Source organism: Streptomyces sp. LARHCF249 (assembly GCF_052871255.1).
The window spans coordinates 611,903-633,370 of the sequence record NZ_JBIXJQ010000002.1; the positions used below are offsets into that span (position 1 = coordinate 611,903).

General features: G+C 72.5%; 18 protein-coding genes. 7 read left to right on the forward strand and 11 right to left on the reverse strand.

The window, feature by feature from the left end; genetic code table 11:
* Positions 1-44 precede the first annotated feature (44 nt).
* Both ACIPUC_RS07670 and ACIPUC_RS07675 read left to right on the forward strand, forming a co-directional pair.
* Positions 45-1,439 (forward strand): HtaA domain-containing protein, encoded by a 1,395-nt coding sequence (locus tag ACIPUC_RS07670; protein WP_446587345.1) that lies wholly within the window; start codon positions 45-47, stop codon positions 1,437-1,439.
* 26 nt (positions 1,440-1,465) lie between these two features.
* On the forward strand, positions 1,466-2,128 hold the full coding sequence (locus ACIPUC_RS07675) for a PhzF family phenazine biosynthesis protein (RefSeq protein ID WP_446587346.1): 663 nt from the start codon (positions 1,466-1,468) through the stop codon (positions 2,126-2,128).
* A gap of 84 nt (positions 2,129-2,212) precedes the next feature.
* Here the strand turns inward: ACIPUC_RS07675 and ACIPUC_RS07680 are convergent, their stop codons facing one another.
* Both ACIPUC_RS07680 and map read right to left on the reverse strand, forming a co-directional pair.
* The gene (locus ACIPUC_RS07680; RefSeq protein ID WP_446587348.1) at positions 2,213-2,860 is read right to left on the reverse strand and encodes a biliverdin-producing heme oxygenase; all 648 of its coding nucleotides are present in this window, start codon (positions 2,858-2,860) and stop codon (positions 2,213-2,215) included.
* Positions 2,861-2,986: 126 nt separating this feature from the next.
* Positions 2,987-3,844 (reverse strand): type I methionyl aminopeptidase, encoded by an 858-nt coding sequence (gene map / locus ACIPUC_RS07685; RefSeq protein WP_446587350.1) that lies wholly within the window; start codon positions 3,842-3,844, stop codon positions 2,987-2,989.
* Between the two features lie 81 nt (positions 3,845-3,925).
* Between map and ACIPUC_RS07690 the strand changes: the two genes are divergently transcribed.
* Positions 3,926-4,162 carry a hypothetical protein gene (locus ACIPUC_RS07690; protein ID WP_446587352.1) on the forward strand — a complete coding sequence of 79 codons (237 nt, stop codon included), beginning with the start codon at positions 3,926-3,928 and terminating at the stop codon, positions 4,160-4,162.
* 22 nt (positions 4,163-4,184) lie between these two features.
* On the opposite strand, the gene ACIPUC_RS07695 is transcribed toward ACIPUC_RS07690, so the two are convergent.
* On the reverse strand, positions 4,185-4,796 hold the full coding sequence (locus ACIPUC_RS07695) for a hypothetical protein (RefSeq protein WP_446587354.1): 612 nt from the start codon (positions 4,794-4,796) through the stop codon (positions 4,185-4,187).
* Positions 4,797-4,937: 141 nt separating this feature from the next.
* Between ACIPUC_RS07695 and npdG the strand changes: the two genes are divergently transcribed.
* Positions 4,938-5,654, forward strand: a complete 717-nt coding sequence (npdG, locus tag ACIPUC_RS07700; RefSeq protein WP_446587356.1) for an NADPH-dependent F420 reductase — start codon at positions 4,938-4,940, stop codon at positions 5,652-5,654.
* A 58-nt stretch (positions 5,655-5,712) separates the two neighbouring features.
* Here npdG and ACIPUC_RS07705 read toward each other — a convergent pair whose 3' ends face one another.
* A complete protein-coding gene (locus tag ACIPUC_RS07705; protein WP_446587358.1) occupies positions 5,713-7,740 on the reverse strand; it encodes a TerD family protein in 2,028 nt (675 codons plus the stop codon).
* A 238-nt stretch (positions 7,741-7,978) separates the two neighbouring features.
* Here ACIPUC_RS07705 and ACIPUC_RS07710 point away from each other — a divergent pair, with 238 nt between their 5' ends.
* Positions 7,979-8,158, forward strand: coding sequence for a hypothetical protein (locus ACIPUC_RS07710; RefSeq protein WP_446587360.1), 180 nt, complete (start codon positions 7,979-7,981; stop codon positions 8,156-8,158).
* Here the strand turns inward: ACIPUC_RS07710 and ACIPUC_RS07715 are convergent.
* Positions 8,155-8,955 (reverse strand): site-2 protease family protein, encoded by an 801-nt coding sequence (locus tag ACIPUC_RS07715; RefSeq protein ID WP_446587362.1) that lies wholly within the window; start codon positions 8,953-8,955, stop codon positions 8,155-8,157. The two genes, ACIPUC_RS07710 and ACIPUC_RS07715, sit on opposite strands and share 4 nt — an antisense overlap.
* 73 nt (positions 8,956-9,028) lie before the next feature.
* Here ACIPUC_RS07715 and ACIPUC_RS07720 point away from each other — a divergent pair, with 73 nt between their 5' ends.
* On the forward strand, positions 9,029-12,370 hold the full coding sequence (locus ACIPUC_RS07720) for an AfsR/SARP family transcriptional regulator (RefSeq protein ID WP_446587364.1): 3,342 nt from the start codon (positions 9,029-9,031) through the stop codon (positions 12,368-12,370).
* A 57-nt stretch (positions 12,371-12,427) separates the two neighbouring features.
* Here ACIPUC_RS07720 and ACIPUC_RS07725 read toward each other — a convergent pair whose 3' ends face one another.
* The 3 genes from ACIPUC_RS07725 to panB form a co-directional block, all read right to left on the reverse strand.
* On the reverse strand, positions 12,428-13,282 hold the full coding sequence (locus ACIPUC_RS07725; RefSeq protein WP_446587366.1) for an ABC transporter permease: 855 nt from the start codon (positions 13,280-13,282) through the stop codon (positions 12,428-12,430).
* Positions 13,279-14,280 (reverse strand): ATP-binding cassette domain-containing protein, encoded by a 1,002-nt coding sequence (locus ACIPUC_RS07730; protein WP_446587368.1) that lies wholly within the window; start codon positions 14,278-14,280, stop codon positions 13,279-13,281. Before ACIPUC_RS07730 ends, ACIPUC_RS07725 begins: the two co-directional genes overlap by 4 nt.
* 135 nt (positions 14,281-14,415) lie before the next feature.
* Positions 14,416-15,294 carry a 3-methyl-2-oxobutanoate hydroxymethyltransferase gene (panB, locus tag ACIPUC_RS07735; RefSeq protein ID WP_446587370.1) on the reverse strand — a complete coding sequence of 293 codons (879 nt, stop codon included), beginning with the start codon at positions 15,292-15,294 and terminating at the stop codon, positions 14,416-14,418.
* Between the two features lie 309 nt (positions 15,295-15,603).
* Here panB and ACIPUC_RS07740 point away from each other — a divergent pair, with 309 nt between their 5' ends.
* Positions 15,604-16,629, forward strand: a complete 1,026-nt coding sequence (locus ACIPUC_RS07740) for an endonuclease/exonuclease/phosphatase family protein (protein ID WP_446587372.1) — start codon at positions 15,604-15,606, stop codon at positions 16,627-16,629.
* 77 nt (positions 16,630-16,706) lie between these two features.
* Here ACIPUC_RS07740 and ACIPUC_RS07745 read toward each other — a convergent pair whose 3' ends face one another.
* The 3 genes from ACIPUC_RS07745 to ACIPUC_RS07755 form a co-directional block, all read right to left on the reverse strand.
* Positions 16,707-18,461 (reverse strand): NAD+ synthase, encoded by a 1,755-nt coding sequence (locus tag ACIPUC_RS07745; protein ID WP_446587374.1) that lies wholly within the window; start codon positions 18,459-18,461, stop codon positions 16,707-16,709.
* Positions 18,462-18,516: 55 nt separating this feature from the next.
* On the reverse strand, positions 18,517-19,767 hold the full coding sequence (locus ACIPUC_RS07750) for a DUF4352 domain-containing protein (RefSeq protein ID WP_446587376.1): 1,251 nt from the start codon (positions 19,765-19,767) through the stop codon (positions 18,517-18,519).
* Positions 19,768-19,858: 91 nt separating this feature from the next.
* Positions 19,859-21,457 carry a multicopper oxidase family protein gene (locus ACIPUC_RS07755; RefSeq protein WP_446587378.1) on the reverse strand — a complete coding sequence of 533 codons (1,599 nt, stop codon included), beginning with the start codon at positions 21,455-21,457 and terminating at the stop codon, positions 19,859-19,861.
* Positions 21,458-21,468 lie beyond the last annotated feature (11 nt).

The following is a 21,468-nucleotide window of genomic DNA, read 5'->3' on the forward strand; positions in this document are numbered from 1 at the left end:
CTCCCCCCGTCCACCTCCCCCTCTCTTCCCAGGAGTTCCCAGCCATGTCGTCCCACCGCCGCCCGATCGCCGTCGCGGCCGCCGTCCTGACGGCCGCCGCGCTCGGCGCCACCGCCCTGGTCCTGCCCGCCTCGGCCGCGGGCGGACCCCCGACCGCCCCGGTGAAGATCGTCGGCGGCACCCTCGACTGGGGTGTGCTCGCCAACTACCGCGCCTACGTGACCGGCATGGCCAAGGGCACGATCACCGTGGCGGACGGCGCCCAGCAGAACGCGGACGGCAGCCTGCGGTTCGGCGAGCCGACCGGGCAGTACGAGCCGGCCGCCGGTCACGTGGTGAAGGCGGCCTTCAAGGGCAGCGTCACCTTCTCCTCGCCGGCCCCGCCGACCGGCCACGGCTTCGAGGTCAAGCTCTCGGACTTCCGCATCGACACCGGCACCAAGAAGCTCACCGCGGACGTCACCAAGGGCGGCGCCACGGCCCAGGACGTGCCGCTGGCCGCGGTGGCCTTCGCCGGCCAGTCGATGACGGGCCTGGCGACCACCCTCACCAAGGAGGCGGCGGACGCGCTCGGTTCGGCGTCGTACGAGAACAAGGCGGGCGACCCGCTCACCGCGAAGCTGGAGTTCGAGAAGCCCGCCCCGCCGACCCCGACTCCGACGCCCACCCCGACCCCGACTCCGACTCCGACTCCGACGAAGTCGGCCACCCCCACCGCGACGCCCACAGCTCCTGCCGACGGTCCGCAGAAGGTCCTCAGCGGCAAGCTGACGTGGGGTGTGAAGGAGTCCTTCCGCCGGTACGTCCTGAGCGCGGGCTCGATCACCCCGTCCGGCGGCGCCGCCAAGAACGGCGACCTCTTCGACTTCGCCTTCGGCAAGGGCGATCTGGACGCGAAGAACCAGAAGCTGAACGCCTCGTTCGAGGGCAGTCTCCGCTTCCAGTACGCGGCCCACGGGATCGACATGACCTTCGGCGACGTCCGCGTCGAGGCCACCGGCAAGACCGGCACCCTCTGGGTGAACCAGCTCCCCTTCGCCACGCTCGACCTGTCGAAGACGGACTACAAGACCCAGGGCGGCGTACTGACGCTGAATGCGGTACCGGCCGCCTTCACCGCCAAGGGCGCGGCCCTCTTCGCCAACGGAACCACCGGCTCCATGTACAAGGCGGGCGACCCGATCGACCCGATCACCCTCTCCGTGGCGGTGGACAAGGACGCCACCCTCCCGGCGGGCGGCGGCACCACCGGAGGCACGGGCGGTACGGGCGGTACGGGCGGTTCCGGAACCACCGGAGCCACCGCGGCCACCGTCGGCGGCAGCCTCGCCACCACCGGCGCCGAGATCCCCGCCGGCGCCCTGCTCGGTACCTCCGGCGCCGTGATCGCGGCCGGCGCGGGCGCCGTGTTCCTCGCCCGCAGGCGGCGTACGGCCTAGAGCCCGAGCCGTGCTTGAATGCCCGAGTGAACGATCATCTCGACGTGTTGAGGGTCTTCTGCGCCGGTGACGGCCGGCACGGCAACCTGCTCGGGGTCGTACGCGACGGCCGGGTCTGCCCCGACGACGGGTCGCGGCAGGCGCTGGCCGCCGAACTCGGCTACAGCGAGACGGTGTTCGTCGACGATCCCGAGCGCGGGGTCGTCGACATCCGCACCCCCGGCACCCGGATGTCCTTCGCCGGGCATCCGCTGGTCGGGCTCGCCTGGCTGCTGGACATCGAGGAGCTCCAGCCGCCGGCCGGCTCCGTATGGGCCCGTGACGACGGGGAGTTCACCTGGATCACGGCCCGGCCCGAGTGGGTGGAGGGCAAGCGCACCGAGCAGTACGGGTCGGTCGCCGAAGTCGAGGCGCTGCCGGCCCCGCCGCCGGGCGAGGGCTGGCTGTACGCGTGGGCCTGGGAGGACGAGACAGCCGGACGGGTACGGGCCCGCGGCTTCCCGCGCCGCGCCGACGGGGTCATCGCCGAGGACGAGGCCACCGGCTCGGCGGCGATCCTGCTCACCGCCCAGCTCAACCGCGCCCTGAACATCACCCAGGGCGCGGGCTCCCAGATCCTCACCGCCCCCGGCCCCGACGGCACCGTGGAGATCGGCGGCCGCGTCCGCTTCGCCGGTCCGAGGCCGTAGGGCCCGGGCAGGACCCGCGCGAAAGGGCCGGCCCGGTGCGTTCGCACGGGACCGGCCCTCGTACCGCCGACCTCCCCGGAGGGGCTACGCGCTGAGCGGGAACTGCTCGCCCAGCTCCCGGAAGACCGCGCCGTTGAAGTCGAAGGCGCGCTTGCACTCGTCGACGATGCGCTGCTTCTCCAGGTCGTCGGCGGCGATCGCGTCCAGCAGTTCGCGGTAGGTCCGCTTGAAGGCCGCCGGGTTGGAGATGTCCGCGAAGACGTAGAAGCGGACGCCGTCGCCCTTGCGGTCGAAGCCCCAGGTCCGCTCCGCCTTGTCGCGGATGATCTGGCCGCCGGACAGGTCGCCCAGGTAGCGGGTGTAGTGGTGGGCGACGTAGCCGCCCGGCCACTCGGCCGCGCACTGGGCCACCCGGGCGGCGTAGGCCTCGGTCGCGGGCAGGGCCACCACGTTCTCGCGCCAGTCCGGACCCAGCAGGTGCGCGAGGTCCCGCTCGATCTCGGCGACGCGCATCAGCTCGGGCCGGATGAACGGGCCGGCCACCGGGTCGTCCTTCAGGGACTCGGCCGCGTCCTCCAGCGCCCGGTACACGAACCACAGCTGCTCGGTGTAGCGCGTGAACGCGTCCACCCCGAGCCGGCCGCCCAGCAGGTCGCTCATGAAGGTCGACGTCTCTGCTTCGGTGTGCTGCTCGTGCGAGGCGACGCGGATGACCGTAGAGAAGGCGTCCAAGACGGACCTCCAGGAAGGGGAAACAGACGTGGCGGCATGCCCGCCACGTCCGATCTTCCTACTTAGGTATGCCTAAGTCAATGAGTTCCCGACGCCATGTCGGTAAAAAAATCCGCCTGGGTACGGCTACGGCAGGGTCAGGATCTCCGCCCCGCTGTCGGTCACCACCAACGTGTGCTCGAACTGCGCGGTCCGCTTGCGGTCCTTCGTCACGACCGTCCAGCCGTCCTCCCACATGTCGTACTCGTGGGTGCCCAGGGTCAGCATCGGCTCGATGGTGAAGGTCATCCCGGGCTCGATGACGGTGGTGGCGTGCGGGCTGTCGTAGTGCGGGATGATCAGGCCGGAGTGGAACGAGGAATTGATGCCGTGACCGGTGAAGTCCCGGACCACGCCGTAGCCGAAGCGCTTCGCGTACGACTCGATGACCCGGCCGATGATGTTGATCTGGCGGCCCGGCTTGACGGCCTTGATGGCCCGGTTCAGGGCCTCACGGGTGCGCTCCACCAGCAGCCGCGACTCCTCGTCCACCTCCCCGCACAGGTAGGTGGCGTTGTTGTCGCCGTGGACCCCGCCGATGTACGCGGTCACGTCGAGGTTCACGATGTCGCCGTCGCGCAGCACGGTGGAGTCCGGGATGCCGTGGCAGATGACCTCGTTCACCGAGGAGCACAGCGACTTCGGGAAGCCCCGGTAGCCCAGCGTCGACGGGTAGGCGCCGTGGTCGCACATGTACGCGTGCGCGACCCGGTCCAGCTCGTCGGTGGTCACCCCCGGAGCGATCAGCTTGGCGGCCTCCTCCATCGCCTGGGCGGCGATCCGGCCGGCGATGCGCATGGCCTCGATGGTCTCGGCCGACTGCACCTCCGGTCCGGTGTACGGGGTGGGCGCGGGCTTGCCCACGTACTCGGGACGGCGGATGTTTCCGGGAACGGAACGGACGGGGGAGAGCTCGCCTGGTACGAGCAGCGACTGGCCAGACATGCAAGCGAGTGTATCCAGCGGGGATGGGGCAGCATGGCGGCAGAGAGCGGTAGCAGCGGTATCGAGAGGAGCCCGACAGCGATGGCCCTTTTCAAGAAGCGCCAAGTGGGCAAACCGGGCGAGTGGTACTACTGCCTGGTCCACCAGAAGGTCGAGGAAGGCCCCGAGTGCCCCGCCAAGGACCGCTTCGGTCCGTACGGGACCCCCGAGGAGGCGGCCCACGCCATGGAGACGGCGCAGGAGCGCAACCTCGAATGGCAGACCGATCCCAAGTGGAACGACAAGACGCGCGAGGAAGACGAGGGCTCGGCCACCTGACGGGGGGCTGGCGCGTACCGGACTACCAGCGGCTGGGCGGCGGCGCGGTCAGCTGATCGGCCAGCCGCGCCAGCCGGTCCCGGAACCGGCGCGGCCCGCGCTGCACCGGCAGGCTGTTCTCCCCGGCCGCCGCGCTGACCAGGTGCTGCACGGTGTCCAGATCCAGATCGAGCTCCGCGGAACCCTGCGGCACCGAGAGGGCGTCGTGCGCGAGCGTGCCCAGATCCGGGTCCCCGCCGTCGAGGGACAGTACGGTCGCCCCCGCGCGCCGGGCGTCGTGGACCCGCTCCAGCAGCCCCTCGCCCGGCTCCTCGGGAGCCACCACCAGCAGCGTGTGCCCGCGCCGGGCCGCCTCGAGCCTGCCCAGCCCCACCGACAGGTGCGGCGGCTCCCCGGGCAGCACGCGGTGCCGTACGAGGGTGGGCGCCAGCTCCGGCTGCCCCGACCAGGCGGCCTCGTCCACCAGGTGCGCCGCCAGGTGCCAGGGCTCGTACCGCTCGGTCCCCACGAGCAGCAGGTTCCCGCCGGCCGGGACGACCGAGCGCCGCAGCGAGCCGGCGAAGCGGCGCGCGGCGCCGGGCCACTCCGTACCGGCGAGGACCTCGCGCAGCAGCGCGACTCTCACGGCATCCATAGCGGCATCCTGCACCATGAACCGGACAAGCGGGAGCACTTCCTCCGGTCCCCCCTCGGCTCCCCTCCCCTTCTCCCTCCTCTTCCTCCTCCCTCCTCCCTCCTCTTCGGCTGTGCGGTACTCGGCAGTACCCTCGCCCCCATGACCTCCACAGACAGCACGCAGCAGCCCCCGGCCAAGGCGCCCGCCAAGGACCCCTGGGAGCTTCCGGACGTCTCCGGCCTCGTCGTCGGCGTTCTCGGCGGCACCGGCGACCAGGGCCGCGGCCTGGCCTACCGGCTCGCCCGGGCCGGCCAGAAGGTGATCATCGGCTCCCGCGCCGCCGACCGCGCGCACACCGCCGCCGCGGAACTGGGCCTCGGCGTGGAGGGCGCCGACAACGCCGAATGCGCGCGCCGCAGCGACATCGTGATCATCGCGGTGCCGTGGGAAGGCCACGCCAAGACCCTCGAAGCGCTGCGCGAGGACCTCGCGGGCAAGCTCGTCGTGGACTGCGTCAACCCGCTCGGCTTCGACAAGCAGGGCGCCTACGCCCTCCAGGTCGAGGAGGGCAGCGCCGCCCAGCAGGCCGCCGCCCTGCTCCCGGACTCCCGCGTCACCGCGGCCTTCCACCACCTCTCGGCGGTCCTGCTCCAGGACGAGTCGATCGAGGAGATCGACACCGACGTGATGGTCCTCGGCGAATCCCGCGCGGACACCGACCTGGTCCAGGCCCTCGCCGCCCGCATCCCGGGCATGCGCGGCGTCTTCGCGGGCCGCCTCCGCAACGCCCACCAGGTCGAATCCCTGGTCGCCAACCTCATCTCGGCCAACCGCCGCTACAAGGCCCACGCGGGCCTCCGCATCACGGACGTCTGACCGGGCGCCCTGCGACCCGGCGCCACCGCCGGCTCGCAGGGCAGGTCCCCTCCCGTCCTCAGCCGCGGCGGCCGGGGCGCGCCTCGACGGCAGCCAGGTGGGCCACCACGCCGTGGTAGAAGCGGTCGACGGCGTCGTCGACGCTGCGGATGAACCCGGACTCCGTGTTGCCGCGGCTGTTGCCCATTCCCTTGATCAGCGACAGCCTGAACCCGGTGAGCGCGGCGCCGCCCTTGGGCAGCAGATCGCCCGGTTCGGGACGCAGCCGCTCCAGGGTGCCGCGCGGTCCGTTCTCCCCCTCCACGAGGCTCTGCACGTGCAGATCGGCCGGTGCCTCGGTGAGGAGCCGCATCAGCCGCTTCACCGTGCTCAGCGGGTAGGCCCCCTCCGGGGCCGGGACGTCGACGGACGTGCGCACCTTGCCCGTGCGCAGATCCGCGACGACCCCGATGACGGAGCTGGTCCCGTCGATGCGCAGTTCCGCGGAGAGCCTGCCGTCCGCGCACAGCTTCTCGGCCGCCGTGATCCGACGGGTCTGCGGGTCGCTGCCGCGCCGGGCGCGTTGCACGGGCAGCGCCTTCTGTCCGAGCTCTCCGCCGAGGCGCAGGCAGACCTGGCGGATGAGCCGCTCCCAGCTCTCCACGACGTCGACGGCGCGGGCATCACCGAGGCCGAGGGTCTCGTCCTCGATGCCGTTGCGCACCGGTACCCAGGCGGGCCCCATGTTCTGGAATCCGTGGCATCCCGAGTTCTCGTGCTGGAGGTACTCCAGGAGCTCCTGGAGGAGCCAGGCGTGGGCGGCGTTGCCCACGCCCTCGTGACGGATCAGCATCTGTGCCTGGTGGGCCACCTCGGCCCACGAGAGGTGCCACAGGCTGACCTTGTGCTTGCGCCGACCGTCGATCTTGACGTCGACCATGGCGGACCCTTCGAGGGCGACGTCGTTGGAGAGCGTGATCACGGCTTCGTAGCCGCGGCGGGCGGCGATGTCCATGTACTGCTGGACCTGCTCGGCCTTCAGGGGGTTGCCGTTCGTCTTCGTCTCGACGAGCGCAGTCCACAGCTTGCCCGCGCGTTCCACCCGGATGATGCCGTCGGGGCGCTTCGGCGCGTCGCCGTGCGGCAGGGGCACCTCCGTGAACGTCTCCATGCGGCCGGCGGGTGCACCGAACGCGGCGGTGAGGCGGCGGCCCAGCTCGGGGACCTGGGCCATGACGGACAACAGGACCGAGGTCGCCCGTACTTCGCGCTCCTTGTCGCTCTTCAGGGAAGGGACCGGGAAGAGCCGTGCGGTCCGCCACGTGTCGTTCTCGGCGAGCGACTTCTTGGCCACCTTGGGCAGGGTGACCTTCTTCCGCGTCGTGCGCGGGCTCCGGCCGCGCGACTGGGCGGGCACGGCGCCGACGGAGGCCGCCGACTCGGTTGAGGCGGGCGCGGCAGGCTCGGGGAAGGCCTGGTCGCCGAGCGGAACCGGTGCGGGCGGGGCGTCGACTCCGGGCACCGCCGTCTCCACGGCCCCGGACACCGGCGGCTCGTCGGAATCCTCCAGGACGTCGATGCCGAAGTCCGTGGCCAGTCCGGCCAGGCCGGTCTCGTACCCCTGTCCGACCGCGCGGAACTTCCACTCTTCGTCCCGCCGGTACAGCTCGCCGAAGATGAAGGCCGTTTCCGCTCCGGCGTCGTCGATGGAGAATCCGACGAGCGGTTCGCCCGACCGGTCGGCGACCGTCATCCGCAGGTCGTCCAGATCCCCGAACCGGGCGCCGCCGTACTGGCTCGCCGCCACGACGATTCGCGCGACGTCCGGCGGGACCGCGGTCAGGTCCACGCTGATCCGGTCTTCGTCGCCGCTGTCGGTCGGAGTCTTGCCGAGCAGCTGCACGCTTCCGTCGGCGGCCGCCGGGTTGTTGTAGAAGTAGAAGTCGTTCTCGCTGCGGATCTTGCCGTTGTCGTCCAGGAGCAGCACGGAGACGTCGGCATCGCCGGCTCCGGAGGCACTGGTCCAGCTCAGGCTCACGACGACCGACCCGGTGTCTTCGCTGAGAGCGGTCAGGCTGACGTTCGCGCCCTTCGGGATCTCCTGCATGTATTCCCCCCACCTGCCCGGCGTCGTCCGTCACGGGCCGAGCAGGCCGGGCTGTCGTTCTCTCGCGCGCCAGACATGGCGCGTACCCGGCGAACCGTAGCGCCGCGCGGGACAGAAGATCAGGTAGAAGGAGGAATTGGGCCGGATGGGATTCCTGCCGCCCTTACGGGAACACTGCGGGGCATGGGAGACACTGGAGGGGCTCGACCCCGTTCAGTGTTTTCGAGGAGTTCTCCCCATGCCCCGCCTTGCCGTGTTCGCCGTTGTCGTCTGCGTTCTTGCCGTGGCCGCGGCCGTCGTCGCCTTCGTGGAGGGGAGCTTCCTCGGGATCGTCTGGGTGCTGCTGGCGGGCCTCACGTCCAACATGGCCTGGTACTACATCCGCAAGGCCAAGGCCGAGAAGGCCGCGCGGGCCTAGTCCTGCGGGACCTCGCAGAGGCCGTTGGCCTCCTGCCAGAAGCGGTAGAGGTCGCGGCCGCAGTACGTCTCCAGGTCCGACACGCCCAGGCCGGACAGGATGTCGCGCACCACGTCGAAGAAGAACGCGTTGACCTCCGGGATCCACAGCAGCGCGAACACCGCGATCAGGCCGAACGGCGCCAGCGGCGCCAGCTCGCGGCGGGCCCGGTACGGGAGCCAGGGCTCGATCACCCCGTAGCCGTCGAGGCCCGGCACCGGCAGGAAGTTCAAGATCGCCGCCGAGACCTGGAGCAGGGCCAGGAAGGCCAGCGCGTAGCGGAAGGCGAGCGGGACGCCGTCCAGGGCGTCCAGCCAGAACGGGGCCGTGCACACCACGGCGAAGGCCACGTTCGTCAGCGGGCCCGCCGCCGAGATGAGGCTGTGCTTCCAGCGGCCCTGGATGCGGTCGCGCTCGATGTACACCGCGCCGCCGGGCAGGCCCAGACCTCCCAGGATCACGAAGACCACCGGCAGCACGATGCTCAGCAGTGCGTGCGTGTACTTGAGGGGATTCAGGGTCAGGTAGCCCTTGGCGCCGACCGAGAGGTCGCCGCCGTGCAGGGCGGTGCGGGCGTGCGCGTACTCGTGCAGGCACAGGGAGACCACCCACGCCGAGGTCACGAAGAGGAACACGGCGAGCCCGGTGCTCGTCGAGTACCCGGTCCACACGGCCCAGCCGGTGACCGCCATGACGGCCGCGATGCCGAGGAATACGGAACTGATCCGCCGCTCACCGCGGCTGCCCTGATGACCCATGCCGCGAAACCTATCCCGGTCGCGGGACGGAAATAAGGTCGGGGCCGGGGGCAGGTCCGGGGACAATGGGCCGGTGCGTTACGCGATTCTCGGAACGACCCAGGCCATGCGCGACGACGGGACCCCCGTCGCCGTCGGCGGAGCGCGCCTGCGGGCGCTGCTGACCGCGCTCGCGCTGCGGCCCGGCCGGGCGGTGCCGGCGCACCTGCTGGTCGCCGAGGTGTGGGACGGCGATCAGCCGGCCGACGCACCGGCCGCCCTCCAGGCGCTGGTCGCGCGGCTGCGGCGGGCGCTGGGGCACCAGGCCGTGCGCTCCGCCGAGGGCGGCTACCTGCTGGCCGCGGACCGCGAGGACGTCGACCTGTACCGCTTCGAGCGGCTGGCCCGGGCCGGGGCGGAGGCCCTGGAGAGCGGCGACCCCGCCAAGGCCGCGACCCAGTACGAGGAGGCGCTCGCCCTGTGGCGCGGGCCCGCCCTCGCGGACCTCCCCGGCCCGGCCGCGGAGTCCGCGCGCTGGGACGCCGTACGCAGGGACGCGCGCCGGGGCCGGCTCGCCGCGGCCCTGGCCCTGGGCGGGGCCGAGCAGGCGCTGCCGGAGCTGACCGCGCTGTGCGCGCAGCAGCCGCTGGACGAGTCCCTGCAGGTCCTGCGCGTCCGGGCGCTGCGCGACGCGGGCCGCCCGGCGGAGGCCCTGGAGGCGTACGACACCGTCCGCCGGGACCTGGCCGCCCGCCTGGGCACGGACCCGGGCCCGGCCCTGCGCGCCCTGCACGCCGAGCTCCTGAACCCCGTGCCCCGCTCCGTCCCGACCGCCGCCCCGCGGCCGGGTGCCCAGCCGCAGCCCCCGGCTCCGGAGCAGCCCGGTCAGGCGCCGGCGCAGCCGGACCGGCAGGCCGGCAGGGGGAACCTGCGGGCCCGGCTCACGACCTTCGTCGGGCGGGAGGACGACATCCGGGTCATCGGCGAGGACCTCGCCCGCGCCCGGCTCGTCACCCTGCTCGGGCCCGGCGGGGCGGGCAAGACCCGGCTCTCCCAGGAGGCCGCCGAGGCGCAGGACCCGGGCGGCTGGCCGGACGGGGTGTGGCTCGTCGAGCTGGCCCCCGTGGACGACCCGGAGGACGTCGCCGAAGCCGTGCTCGCCGCGCTCGGGGCGCGGGAGACCAAGCTGCGCGGCGCCGCAGCCGAGGAGCTGCGGGCGCTGACCGAGCGCGCCGGCGACGACCCCCTCGACCGCCTCGCCGAGCACTGCGCGCGGCGGCGGCTCCTGCTGCTGCTCGACAACTGCGAGCACGTCGTCGAGGCGGCCGCCGAGCTCGCCGAGCGGCTCCTCACCCACTGCCCCGGCATCCGGATCCTGGCCACCAGCCGCGAACCCCTCGGCGTGCCCGGGGAGACGCTGCGCCCGGTGGAGCCACTGCCCGACCCGGTCGCGCTGCGGCTCCTCGCCGACCGCGGGGCCGCGGCCCACGCCGGGTTCACCGTGGACCGGGACCCGGCCGCCTGCGCGGAGATCTGCCGCCGCCTCGACGGCCTCCCGCTGGCCATCGAACTGGCCGCGGCCCGCCTGCGGCTGCTCACCCCCCGCCAGATCGCCGACCGCCTCGACGACCGGTTCCGGCTCCTGACCGGCGGCAGCCGCACCCTGCTGCCCCGGCAGCAGACCCTGCGCGCCGTCGTCGACTGGTCCTGGGACCTGCTGGAGGAGCCCGAGCGCACCGTCCTGCGCCGGCTGTCCGTCTTCGCGGGCGGCTGCGACCTGGCCGCCGCCGAGACGGTGTGCGCCGAGGGCGACCTCGACGTCGCCGACTCCCTCGGCTCCCTCGTCGACAAGTCCCTCGTCGTGGCCGCCCCCGGCCCCGACGGCTCGGGCATGCGCTATCGGCTGCTGGAGACGGTCGGCGAGTACGCCGCCGAGCGGCTGGCCGAGGCCGGCGACCGGGAGGACACCGAGCGCCGCCACCTCGTCCACTACCGCGAACTGGCCCGCACCAGCGAGCCGCTGCTCCGCGGCCACGGCCAGCGGGCGGCCGCCGACCGGCTCGCCACCGAGTACGAGAACGTCCGTACCGCCCTGCGCCGGGCCGTCGCCGCCCGCGACGCCGACGAAGTGCTCTGCCTCATCCACTCCCTGGGCTGGTACTGGCACATGCACGACCTGCGTGCCGAGTCCCGGCACTGGTCCGAGGCGGCCGCAACCCTCGGCCCCGACCCCTTCACGGAGCAGGTGGTTCCGGCGGAGCCCGTGTACGAGCGGCTCGTCGACACGCCCCCGCCCTACAGCGGCGAACTGCTCACCGAGGCCTGGCGCGCCGTCCACCTGGTCCGCCTCGCCTCCCGCGACCAGACCAACGTCGGCTGGAACAGCCCGGAGGTCCGCGCCCAGGTCGACGGGGTGATCGCCACCTACCGCCCCGGGCTCCCGCAGACCTGCCGGACCCCGGCCTCCCTCTGGATCTACGCCGTCATGATCGCGGGCGATCCCGGACTGCTCCAGCGGGTCGTCGACGCGACCGTCGAGACCGCCCGCGCGCTCGGCTACCGCTGGGAGCTCGCCTCCGCCCTCCAGCTGCGGGCCAACGTCCTCGCCAACCGGGCCGACTGGGCCGGCGACGCCTCCCGCGACGCCGACGAGAGCCTGGCCCTGTTCCGCGGGCTCGGCGACGCCTGGGGCTGCGCCGAGGCGCTGTCCGCCCGCGCAGAGTCCCTGGAGAAGCGCGGCGAGTACGCCCTGGCCGCCCGGGACTACCGCGAGGCGATCGCGTACGCCGAACGCCTCGGCGCCAAGGCGCAGGTGACGGTCCTGCGCGTACGCATGGCCGGGACCCTCGCCGAGAGCGGCCGGATGGAGGAGGCCGAGGAGATCCTCGCCGGGATCGTCGCCACGGTGCAGCAGTACGGCAACGAGGCCATGCCGGCCGCCCGGATGTTCCTCGCTGGCATCCTCGGCCGCACCGGCCGGATCGCGGAGGCCCGTGCCCAGCTCCAGGCGCTGCGGGACGAGTTCGCCCTCGGCGCGTTCGCCGTCTTCGACGGCTTCCTGCTCGGCACGCTGGCCTGGCTGGCGAACCAGGAGGGCGGTTACGAGGAGGCGCTCGCCCTGCTGCGCGAGGCGATGGGGGCCATCCAGGACCCGCTCGCCCGGATGGTGGCCCCGCAGATGCCGGCGGTCTACCTGATGACCGGGGCGCTCTCGCTGGTCTCGCTCGGCGGCCCGCGGCGCGCGTACGACGCCGCCCGGCTGCTCGGCGCCTACCGGGCGCTGCTGCCGCCCCGGCACTTCGCCGTCACCACGGAACGGGAGGACTCCGCCCGCGCCGAGGAGCTGGCGCGGGCGGCGCTCGGCGACACCGCGTACGAGGCGGCGTACGCCGAAGGCGGCGGCCTCACCCTGGAGGAGGCCACCGCCCTCATCTGACCCGGCCCCCGGCCGGAGCCCGTCCGGGACGCGATCCGGAACGGACCGGTCCGCGGATCAGGTCTTCTGGCGGAACTTGCGCACCGCGAGCGGCATGGTGGCGGCCGTGATGGCGACCGACCAGGCCAGGGTCATCCACACCGAGTTGCCGACGGGCGCCCCGTTGATCAGGGCGCGGGCCGCGTCGGCCAGGTTGGACAGCGGGTTGTAGTCCGTGAAGGACTGCAGCCAGCCCGGCATGGTGGCCGGCGGGGCGAAGATCGAGCTGCCGAACTGCAGCGGCATCAGGACCAGCATCGCCATGCCCTGGACGGCCTGCGCGGTCTTCATGGTGAGACCGAGCAGGATGAAGATCCACATCAGCGAGGCGCCGAAGACGAGCGACAGTCCGATGGCGAAGAACAGGTCCAGCACCGAGCCCTGGATCGAGAGGCCGAGGACGAAGCCCACGCCCAGCAGGATGGCGATGGCGACCAGCATCCGGCCGATCTCGACGACGATCTTGGCGAGCAGTACGGACGAGCGGGCGATCGGCATGGACCGGAAGCGGTCCATCACGCCCTTCTTGAAGTCGTCGTTGACGCCGGTGCCGACGCCCATCGCGATGTTCATCCCCATCATGGCCATCAGGCCCGGGATCAGGTAGCTGACGTACTGGCCCTGGTTGCCCTTGCCGGAGATCGCGCCGCCGAAGACGAACACGAACAGCAGCGTGAAGATGATCGGCATGAACAGGACGTCGAACATCGACTCGGGGTCCTGCTTGATCTGCAGGGCGTTGCGGCGCACCAGGGCGCCGATGTGCCGCAGGTTGGCCCGCAGGCCGATCCGGCCCTCGCCGGGGAGAGCCGCCGCGGCGGCCCGGGCGGGCGCGCTCTCGGCGGGCTGCTTCGTCGTGGTGACGGTGCTCATGCCGCGACTTCCTCGGTCATCTCGATGGCGGGCTTCTGGCCGGTGATGGACAGGAACACCTCGTCCAGGCTGGGCAGGTAGGTGCTGAGGTCGGCGATCGCGTACCCGCGGGCGGCCAGCAGGCCGACCACGGCGGTCAGCTGCTCGTCGCTCAGGATCGGCACCAGCAGGACGCCCTCGTCCGGCACGGCCTGCGAGCCGGCCACGCCGTCGAGCCCGGCCTCGGCCAGCGAGCGGGCCATGCCCGGCAGGTCGGCGGAGTCCACGGGGCGGATCCGCAGGGTGCGGCCGCCGACCCGGGCCTTCAGCTCGTCGACCTTGCCGTTGGCGATGACCTTGCCGCGGTCGATGACCGTCAGCTCGCCGGCGAGCTGCTCGGCCTCCTCCATGTACTGGGTGGTCAGCAGGACGGTGGCGCCCTCGGCGACCAGCCGCTGGACCTCGTCCCAGACCTCGTTGCGGGTGCGGGGGTCCAGGCCGGTGGTCGGCTCGTCCAGGTAGAGGACCGCCGGGTTGCCGATCAGGGAGGCGGCCAGGTCGAGCCGGCGCCGCATGCCGCCCGAGTAGTTCATGACGGCCTTCTTCGCCGCCTCGGTCAGGGAGAACCGTTCGAGCATCTCGTCGGCCCGGGACCGGGCGTCCTTGCGGGACAGGTCGAGAAGCCGCCCGATCATGTAGAGGTTCTCCCAGCCGGAGAGCTTCTCGTCGACCGAGGCGTACTGGCCGGTGAGGCCGATCGTGCGGCGCAGCTGCCGCGGCTGGCGGACCACGTCGAAGCCGGCGACGGTCGCGGTCCCGGCGTCCGGGACGATCAGGGTGGACAGGCAGCGCACCAGGGTGGTCTTGCCGGCGCCGTTGGGTCCGAGGACCCCGAGGACGGTGCCCTCGCGGACGTCCAGGTCGACACCGTCCAATGCCTTGGTCTCGCCGTAGTGCTTGACCAGCCCCCGCACTTCCACGGAGTTGGGATTCTTGCCGTTTCGCGTCATGCCCACCATGGGACCAGCCGCCACTGACAAAGCACCGACAGCCGGCCGACAGCGGGCCGACAGGCACCCGACGCGCACCCGACACGCAGCCGACGGCCCGCCGACATCGCGTCGGCGGGCCGTCGGGGGGTACGAGCCGGTCGGTCAGTGGAAGGCGTGCTCCGGCTGCGGGAACGTTCCGCCCACCACGTCCTCGGCGAAGGCCTTCGCCGCGTCGTTCATGGTCTGGCGCAGGTTCGCGTACTGCTTCACGAACTTCGGCATCTTCCCGCCGGTCAGACCCATCATGTCGGTCCACACCAGCACCTGCGCGTCGCACTCCGCGCCCGCGCCGATGCCGACCGTCGGGATGTGCAGGGACCGGGTGACCTCGGCGGCCAGCTCGGCCGGAACCAGCTCCAGCACCACCGCGAAGGCTCCCGCGTCCTGCGCCGCCTTGGCGTCCCGCAGCAGCTGGTGCGCGGCCTCGTCGCCCCGGCCCTGGACCCGGTAGCCCATGGCGTTGACCGACTGCGGGGTCAGGCCCAGGTGGGACATGACGGGGATGCCGGCCTGCACGATCAGCTCGGTCTGGTGCAGCGAGCGCTCGCCGCCCTCCAGCTTCACCGCTCCCACTCCGGCCTCCTTGACGAGGCGGGTGGCGCTCCGCAGCGCCTGCACGGCGCCTTCCTGGTACGAGCCGAAGGGCATGTCGCCGATGACGAGGGCACGGCTCGTGCCCCGTACGACGGCTGCCGACAGCATGGTCATCTGGTCCATCGTGACCGGAACGGTGGTGTCGTAGCCCAGGTGGCAGTTGCCCATGGAGTCGCCGACGAGGATCACCGGGATGCCGGCCTCGTCGAACACCGACGCCGTCATCGCGTCGTACGCGGTGAGCATGGGCCACTTCTCGCCGCGTTCCTTGGCGAGGGTCAGGTCGCGGATGGTGATGCGCCGGGTGCCCGAGCCTCCGTACAGGGTGGCGGGGCCCGAAGAAGATGCTGCTGCGGGTTCGCGGGCAGGCGAAACGGCATGCGTCATTGCAACTGCTCCTAGTGTCATCTCGAGGCGCCCTTACGGCGTCCCCGGACTCACCCCCCATGGTGACACCCGCGCGGCCCGCGGCGGAAGTGGTACGGGCGGCGCGCCGGGCGGCTCGGCGCCCCCTCCACGGTCCCTCCAGCCAATGTGCGCGTTTCGTGACAAGCGGAACCCCTGGCGCACGGCCGTTCGTCCTCCGGAACGTACGGCCGCGACAGGCGGTCGTGACATAGCGCACGGAAGGCTCCGTACATCGCCTAGGGTCAAGGGGCGGGGACGGAGCGCGAGCACGGCAGTGAGGGCAGCGGCATGGCACAGGCGTACATGACGGAAAAGGGGAACGGCGGCGGCTCGGAGCCCGAGCCCTCCGAATCCCGCTTCCGACGCCGGCTGGCCGAACTACGGGGGGACCGGGGAATCTGGCGGCGCGGGCTGGTGCTGGCCGGGATCTCCGTACTGATCTCCCTGGTCATGATCTTCCACGCGCAGCTGCCCAACGACGTGGGCAACCTCGGCAGCCTCACCGAGACCTTCCTGCCCTGGCTGGGCCTGGCCGTCCCGGTGCTGCTGGCCGCCGCCGTGTTCCGCAGGTCGGCGACCGCGCTGATTGCGATACTGCTGACGGCCGTGGTCTGGGCGAACCTGTTCGGCGGCCTGGTCACCGACAAGTCGGGCTCCGGCGGCAACCTGATGGTCGCCACCCACAACGTGGACGCCGACAACGCCGACCCGCGCGGAACCGCCGAGTCCGTGGCGAAGTCCGGGGCCGACGTACTGGCCCTGACCGAGCTCAAGGGAAGCGTCGTCCCGGTCTACGAGAAGGCCCTGGCGGGCACGTACAAATACCACTCCGTCGAGGGAACGGTCGGCGTGTGGAGCAAGTACCCGCTGACCGCCAGCAGCCCCGTGGACATCAAGATGGGCTGGACCCGGGCCATGCGCGCCACGGTGGACACCGCGCAGGGGCAGGTCGCCGTCTTCGTCGCCCACCTGCCCTCGGTACGGGTCAAGCCGAACGCGGGCTTCACCGCCAACCAGCGCGACAACAGCGCCGACGCGCTCGGCGCCGCGCTCGCCGCCGAACCGCTGAAGAAGGTCATCCTGCTCGGCGACCTCAACGGCACGATGAACGACCGCGCCCTGTCCGAGGTCACCTCGCAGATGCGCTCCACGCAGGGCGCCGCGGGCGACGGCTTCGGCTTCAGCTGGCCCGCCCAGTTCCCGATGGCCCGGATCGACCAGATCATGGTGCGCGGGATCACCCCGCAGGCCTCCTGGACCCTCCCGCGCACCGGCAGCGACCACCTGCCGATCGCCGCGCGGCTGGCGCTGTAGGGCGGCTGTCGGAAGCGACGGACAGGGGGCCCGCCGTGATGCGGCGGGCCCCCTGTCCCGTGAGCCGGGCGCAGCGGCTACGCGTGCTCGCGCCAGCCGTTCGTGATGGGCAGCCGGCGGTCCTTGCCGAAGCCCTTCGCGGAGATCTTCGTGCCCGGCGGGTACTGGCGGCGCTTGTACTCCGCCACGTCCACCATCCGCAGGGTCCTCGCGACCAGCTCGCGGTCGAAGCCGGCCCCGACGATCTCCTCGATGCCCTTGTCGCGGTCCACGTACAGGGCCAGGATCGCGTCGAGCACCGGGTAGTCCGGCAGCGAGTCCGTGTCCACCTGGCCGGGGCGCAGCTCGGCGCTCGGCGGCTTCACGATCGAGTTCTCCGGGATCGGGGGGACCTCGCCGCGCTCGGCCGCGGCCCGGTTGCGGTACTGGGCCAGCCGGAAGATGTCCGACTTGTACACGTCCTTGATCGGACCGTACGCGCCGACCGAGTCGCCGTACAGGGTGGAGTAGCCGACGGCCAGCTCCGACTTGTTGCCCGGGGCCAGCACGATGTGGCCCTCCTGGTTGGAGACCGCCATCAGCATGGTGCCGCGCAGCCGGGACTGGAGGTTCTCCTCGGCGAGGCCGGTGAGGCCCAGCGAGCCCATGTACGCGTCGAACATCGGCTCGATCGGCACGGTGCGGAAGTTCAGCCCGGTCCGCCCGGCCAGATCGGCCGCGTCGTCCTTGGAGTGGGCCGAGGAGTACTTCGAGGGCATCGAGATGCCGTACACGTTCTGCGCGCCGATGGCATCGCAGGCGATCGCGGCGACCAGGGCGGAGTCGATGCCGCCGGAGAGCCCGATCAGGACGGAGCGGAATCCGTTCTTCTTGACGTACGCGCGCAGGCCCACGACCAGCGCGTCGTAGATCTCCTCGTCGTCGTCGAGGCGGTCGGCGTACCCGCCGGGGACGACCGGCTCGTACGGCTCGACCGGCTCTTCGGAGAGGACCACCCGGTCGATGCGCAGCCCGTCGTCGACCACGCCCCCGGGGGCGTCGGGCCCTGCAGCGGGCAGGTCGAGGTCGACGAGTACGCAGCCCTCGGAGAACTGCGGGGCGCGGGCGATGACCCCGCCGTCGGCGTCGACGACGATCGAGTCCCCGTCGAAGACCAGCTCGTCCTGGCCGCCGATCATCGCCACGTAGGCCAGGGTGCAGCCGGCCTCCTGTGCCCGCTTCTGGACCAGTTCGAGGCGCAGGTCGTCCTTGTTGCGCTCGTAGGGGGAGGCGTTGATCGAGATCAGCAGCCCGGCCCCGGCGGACCGGGTGGCCGGGACGCGGCCGCCCTCCTGCCAGAGGTCCTCGCAGATGGCCAGGGCCACGTCGATGCCGCGGACCCGGACCACGGGCTGGGTGTCGCCCGGCACGAAGTACCGGAACTCGTCGAACACGCCGTAGTTGGGCAGGTGGTGCTTGGCGAAGCGCAGCACCACCTCGCCGCGGTGCAGGACGGCGGCCGCGTTCTCCGGGGAGCCGGCCGGGCGGCCGAGCCGGGGCGCCGCCTTCTCGGTGCGGTCGAGGTAGCCGACGACGACCGGCAGCTCGCCGAGCCCCTCGTCCGCCAGCCGCCGCGCGAGCTCGCGCAGGCCGGTGCGGGAGGCCTCGACGAAGGTCTCGCGCAGGGCGAGGTCCTCGACGGGGTACCCGGTCAGCACCATCTCCGGGAACGCCACCAGATGGGCGCCCTGCTCGGCGGAGTGCCGGGTCCAGTGGACGACCGAGTCGGCGTTGGCCGCGATGTTGCCGACGTGCGAGTCGATCTGATTCAGAGCGAGGCGAAGTTGAGGCACGGGGCCCAGTCTAATCGTCTTTCTGACGCGATGTCCTGGGCCCCGGCTGTTTTCGTCAGCCGATGGGGCCGGCGTACTTCACGTCGTCGAGCCCGGTTCCGGCGGAGATGTCCGCGTTGATGCTCGTCGTGCCCTCGGGGAGCTCGAAGGCCACGATCCCGCTGGCGGACTCGCCGGGGAGGATGGACCCCCGGATCATCTTGGGGACGCTGCTGCCGCTGCCGTCGATGTCGAAGACCGTTTCGGCGGTCATGCCCTTGTCGTCGCGGACGTTGGGCATCGCGTGGATCACGTCGTGCGGCTTGGTCGAGCCGTTGGTGATGGTGATCGTGATCTGGACCGCGTTCTTCACCTTCTCGCGGGCGATGATGCCCTTCGGCCGGTACTTCTTCGGCGCCGAGAGGGTCACCTTGACGCCGTTGTCGTACGTGAAGGTCTCGCCGAACGCCAGCGCGCTGGTCAGGCCCGGGACCTGGGAGGGCGTGGGCGTGGGCATCGGCTTCGCGTTCGGCGGGGAGTCGGGGTACGGGACCAGCTCGCGGTCCTGTTGCCGGTCGAGGTTCCGTCCGGCCCGGTCGACGGCCTTCTCCATGACGAGGGCGGTGAGGAACACGCCGCCGGCGGCCGCGCCGAGGCCGAGTACGCCGAGGACGGTGCCGGTGACGGCCATCGCCTTGCGCGGGCCGCCCTTGGAAGCGCGGACCAGCGCGCCGATCCCGAGGCCCAGGGCGGTGGCGGCGAGGATGGCGCCGGCCCAGAAGAAGAAGGGGACGAGGGCGAGCAGGATGCCGATGATCCCGACGACCAGGGCGGCGACGGCCAGCCCGTTGGTGGCCGGGGCGACCTGCGGGTATCCCGGGTATCCCGGTCCCGGGTACGGACCCCCGACGAAGCCCGGCGCGGGCTGGGCCCACGGCTGCGCGGGGGCACCGGGGCCGCCGGGGCCGAGGCCGTCGGCGGCCGCAGGGCCCGTCGGACGAGCCGGGGGAGCGGGCGCACCCGGGGTGGGCGGGGCGAACGGGTTCCGCGGGGGCGAGGGGGGCGAAGCGGCCTGCTCCGGCGCCGGTAGCTCCGCGGGCTCTTCGGGCGTCTCGCGCTGCGCGGCCTTTTCGAGCGGCGCGGCCTTTTCGAGCGACGGCGCGGTGGTCTCGGGTGTCTCGGGCCGTGCGGGCGGCGAGCTCTTCTCGAGCGGCAGCGACACCGGCGTGGGCGGTCCCTCGGCCGGGGCCGCCTCGGGTATGGGGGTGCCGGCCGGTTCCGTCGGCGGGTCGTCCGGGGTGCTGGGCGGGTTCGGCGGGGTGCTCATACCGGCGGAGGCGTCCTTCTGTCGCAGCAGTTTGATCACCGCAAGGGTGCCACGCCGCCGCCCGGCCCCCGCCGGGTTTTCCGCGCAGCCTCTAGAGCCGGTAGCCGAGCACCGTCATCATCCCGGACTCCGAGTGGTAGACGTTGTGGCAGTGCGTCATCCACAGCCCCGGGTTGTCCGCGTCGAAGTCGGCCGTCAGCCGCCCGCCCGGCAGCAGGATCGCGGTGTCCTTGCGGGCCCCGCCCGCCGCGCCGCGCAGCGCGAACGTGTGCCCGTGCAGGTGCACCGGGTGCCACATCGGCGTCGCGTTGCGGAACTCCAGCCTTACCCGCTCGCCCGCCTTGACCGGATGCCGCTGGTCCGGCGTGTAGGGCTTGCCGTCGAACGCCCAGTTGTACCGGGACATCGATCCGGTCAGCCTGATCCGGACCGTCCGGTCCGGCTCGCGCGGGGCCAGCGCCGCGGATTCGGCCGGCCTCAGCGCGTCCGCCATCAGCGGGCGCCCGTTCAGCTCGGCCGGCCGGGTCGCGGCGGTGGGCGCCGTCCCCGCACCCGTGCGCAGCACGGCGAGCGCCGACCGGTCCTTGCCCTCGGCCAGCGCGGTCAGGGGGAACACCCCGTCCCCCGCGGTGACCAGGACGTCGTACCGCTCGCCCATCGCCAGCAGCAGCGAGTTCGTCTTCGCGTGCTCCACCGGGAAGCCGTCCGTGTGGGTGACCGTCAGTTCGTGGCCGCCGAGGGCGATCCGGAACGCGGTGTCCCCGCCCGCGTTGACCAGGCGCAGCCGGATCCGGTCGCCGGGGCGGGCGGTGAAGACCGACGGGTCGTCCGCGACCTTGCCGTTGATCAGATAGTGGGGGTACGCGACATCGCCCGCCTCCCTGCCGAGGACGTCGCTGTCGGCGCCCACGAGGAGCCGCGAGGGCCCGCCGGTGGGGGCCGGTCCGCCGTGCGCGGCGTGGGCGGAGCCGTTCTGGCCCTTGCGGAGTTCGGCGAGGACGGCGTCCGGGGTGGCGCCGTCGACCCCGTCGATCCAGTCGTCCAGCACCACCACCCACTCCTTGTCGTAGGCGAGGGGCTCCTTCGGGTCCTCGACGATGAGCGGGGCGTACAGGCCGCGGTCCTGCTGCACACCGGTGTGCGGGTGGAACCAGTACGTGCCGGGCGTGGTGACGGCGAACCGGTACGCGAACGAGCCGCCCGGGGCGATGTCGCGCTGGGTCAGCCCGGGCACGCCGTCCATGTCGTTGCGCAGCGCGAGGCCGTGCCAGTGCAGGGAGGTGGCCTCCGGAAGGTTGTTGGCCAGGGTGAGGGCGAGGGTGCCGCCCGCGGTGACCCGCACCTCCTGGCCCGGCAGCCGGTCCCCGTACGCCCAGGAGCGGACGGTGTGCCCGCCGCCGAGGTCGAGCGGGGTCGCGGTGGCGGTGAGCTTGACCTCGGTGACCGGCCCGGTGGCGTTGCGCGCGGCCTCGGCGGCCCTGACCTCCGGCCCGGCCGGGTCCACGTACCCCGGGGGTCCGTCGGCGGCGGACCCGCCGTGGTGCACGGACCCGTGGCCGCCCTGACCGGCGCGGGCGGTGTCCGGTCCGGGAGGGCGGGCGCAGGCGGTGAGCAAGCCGAAACCGGCCCCGGTGGCAGCGACGGCGGCGGATGCGCCGAGCACGGCCCGACGGCTGGGGAGAGAGCGCATGGGAGTCATGG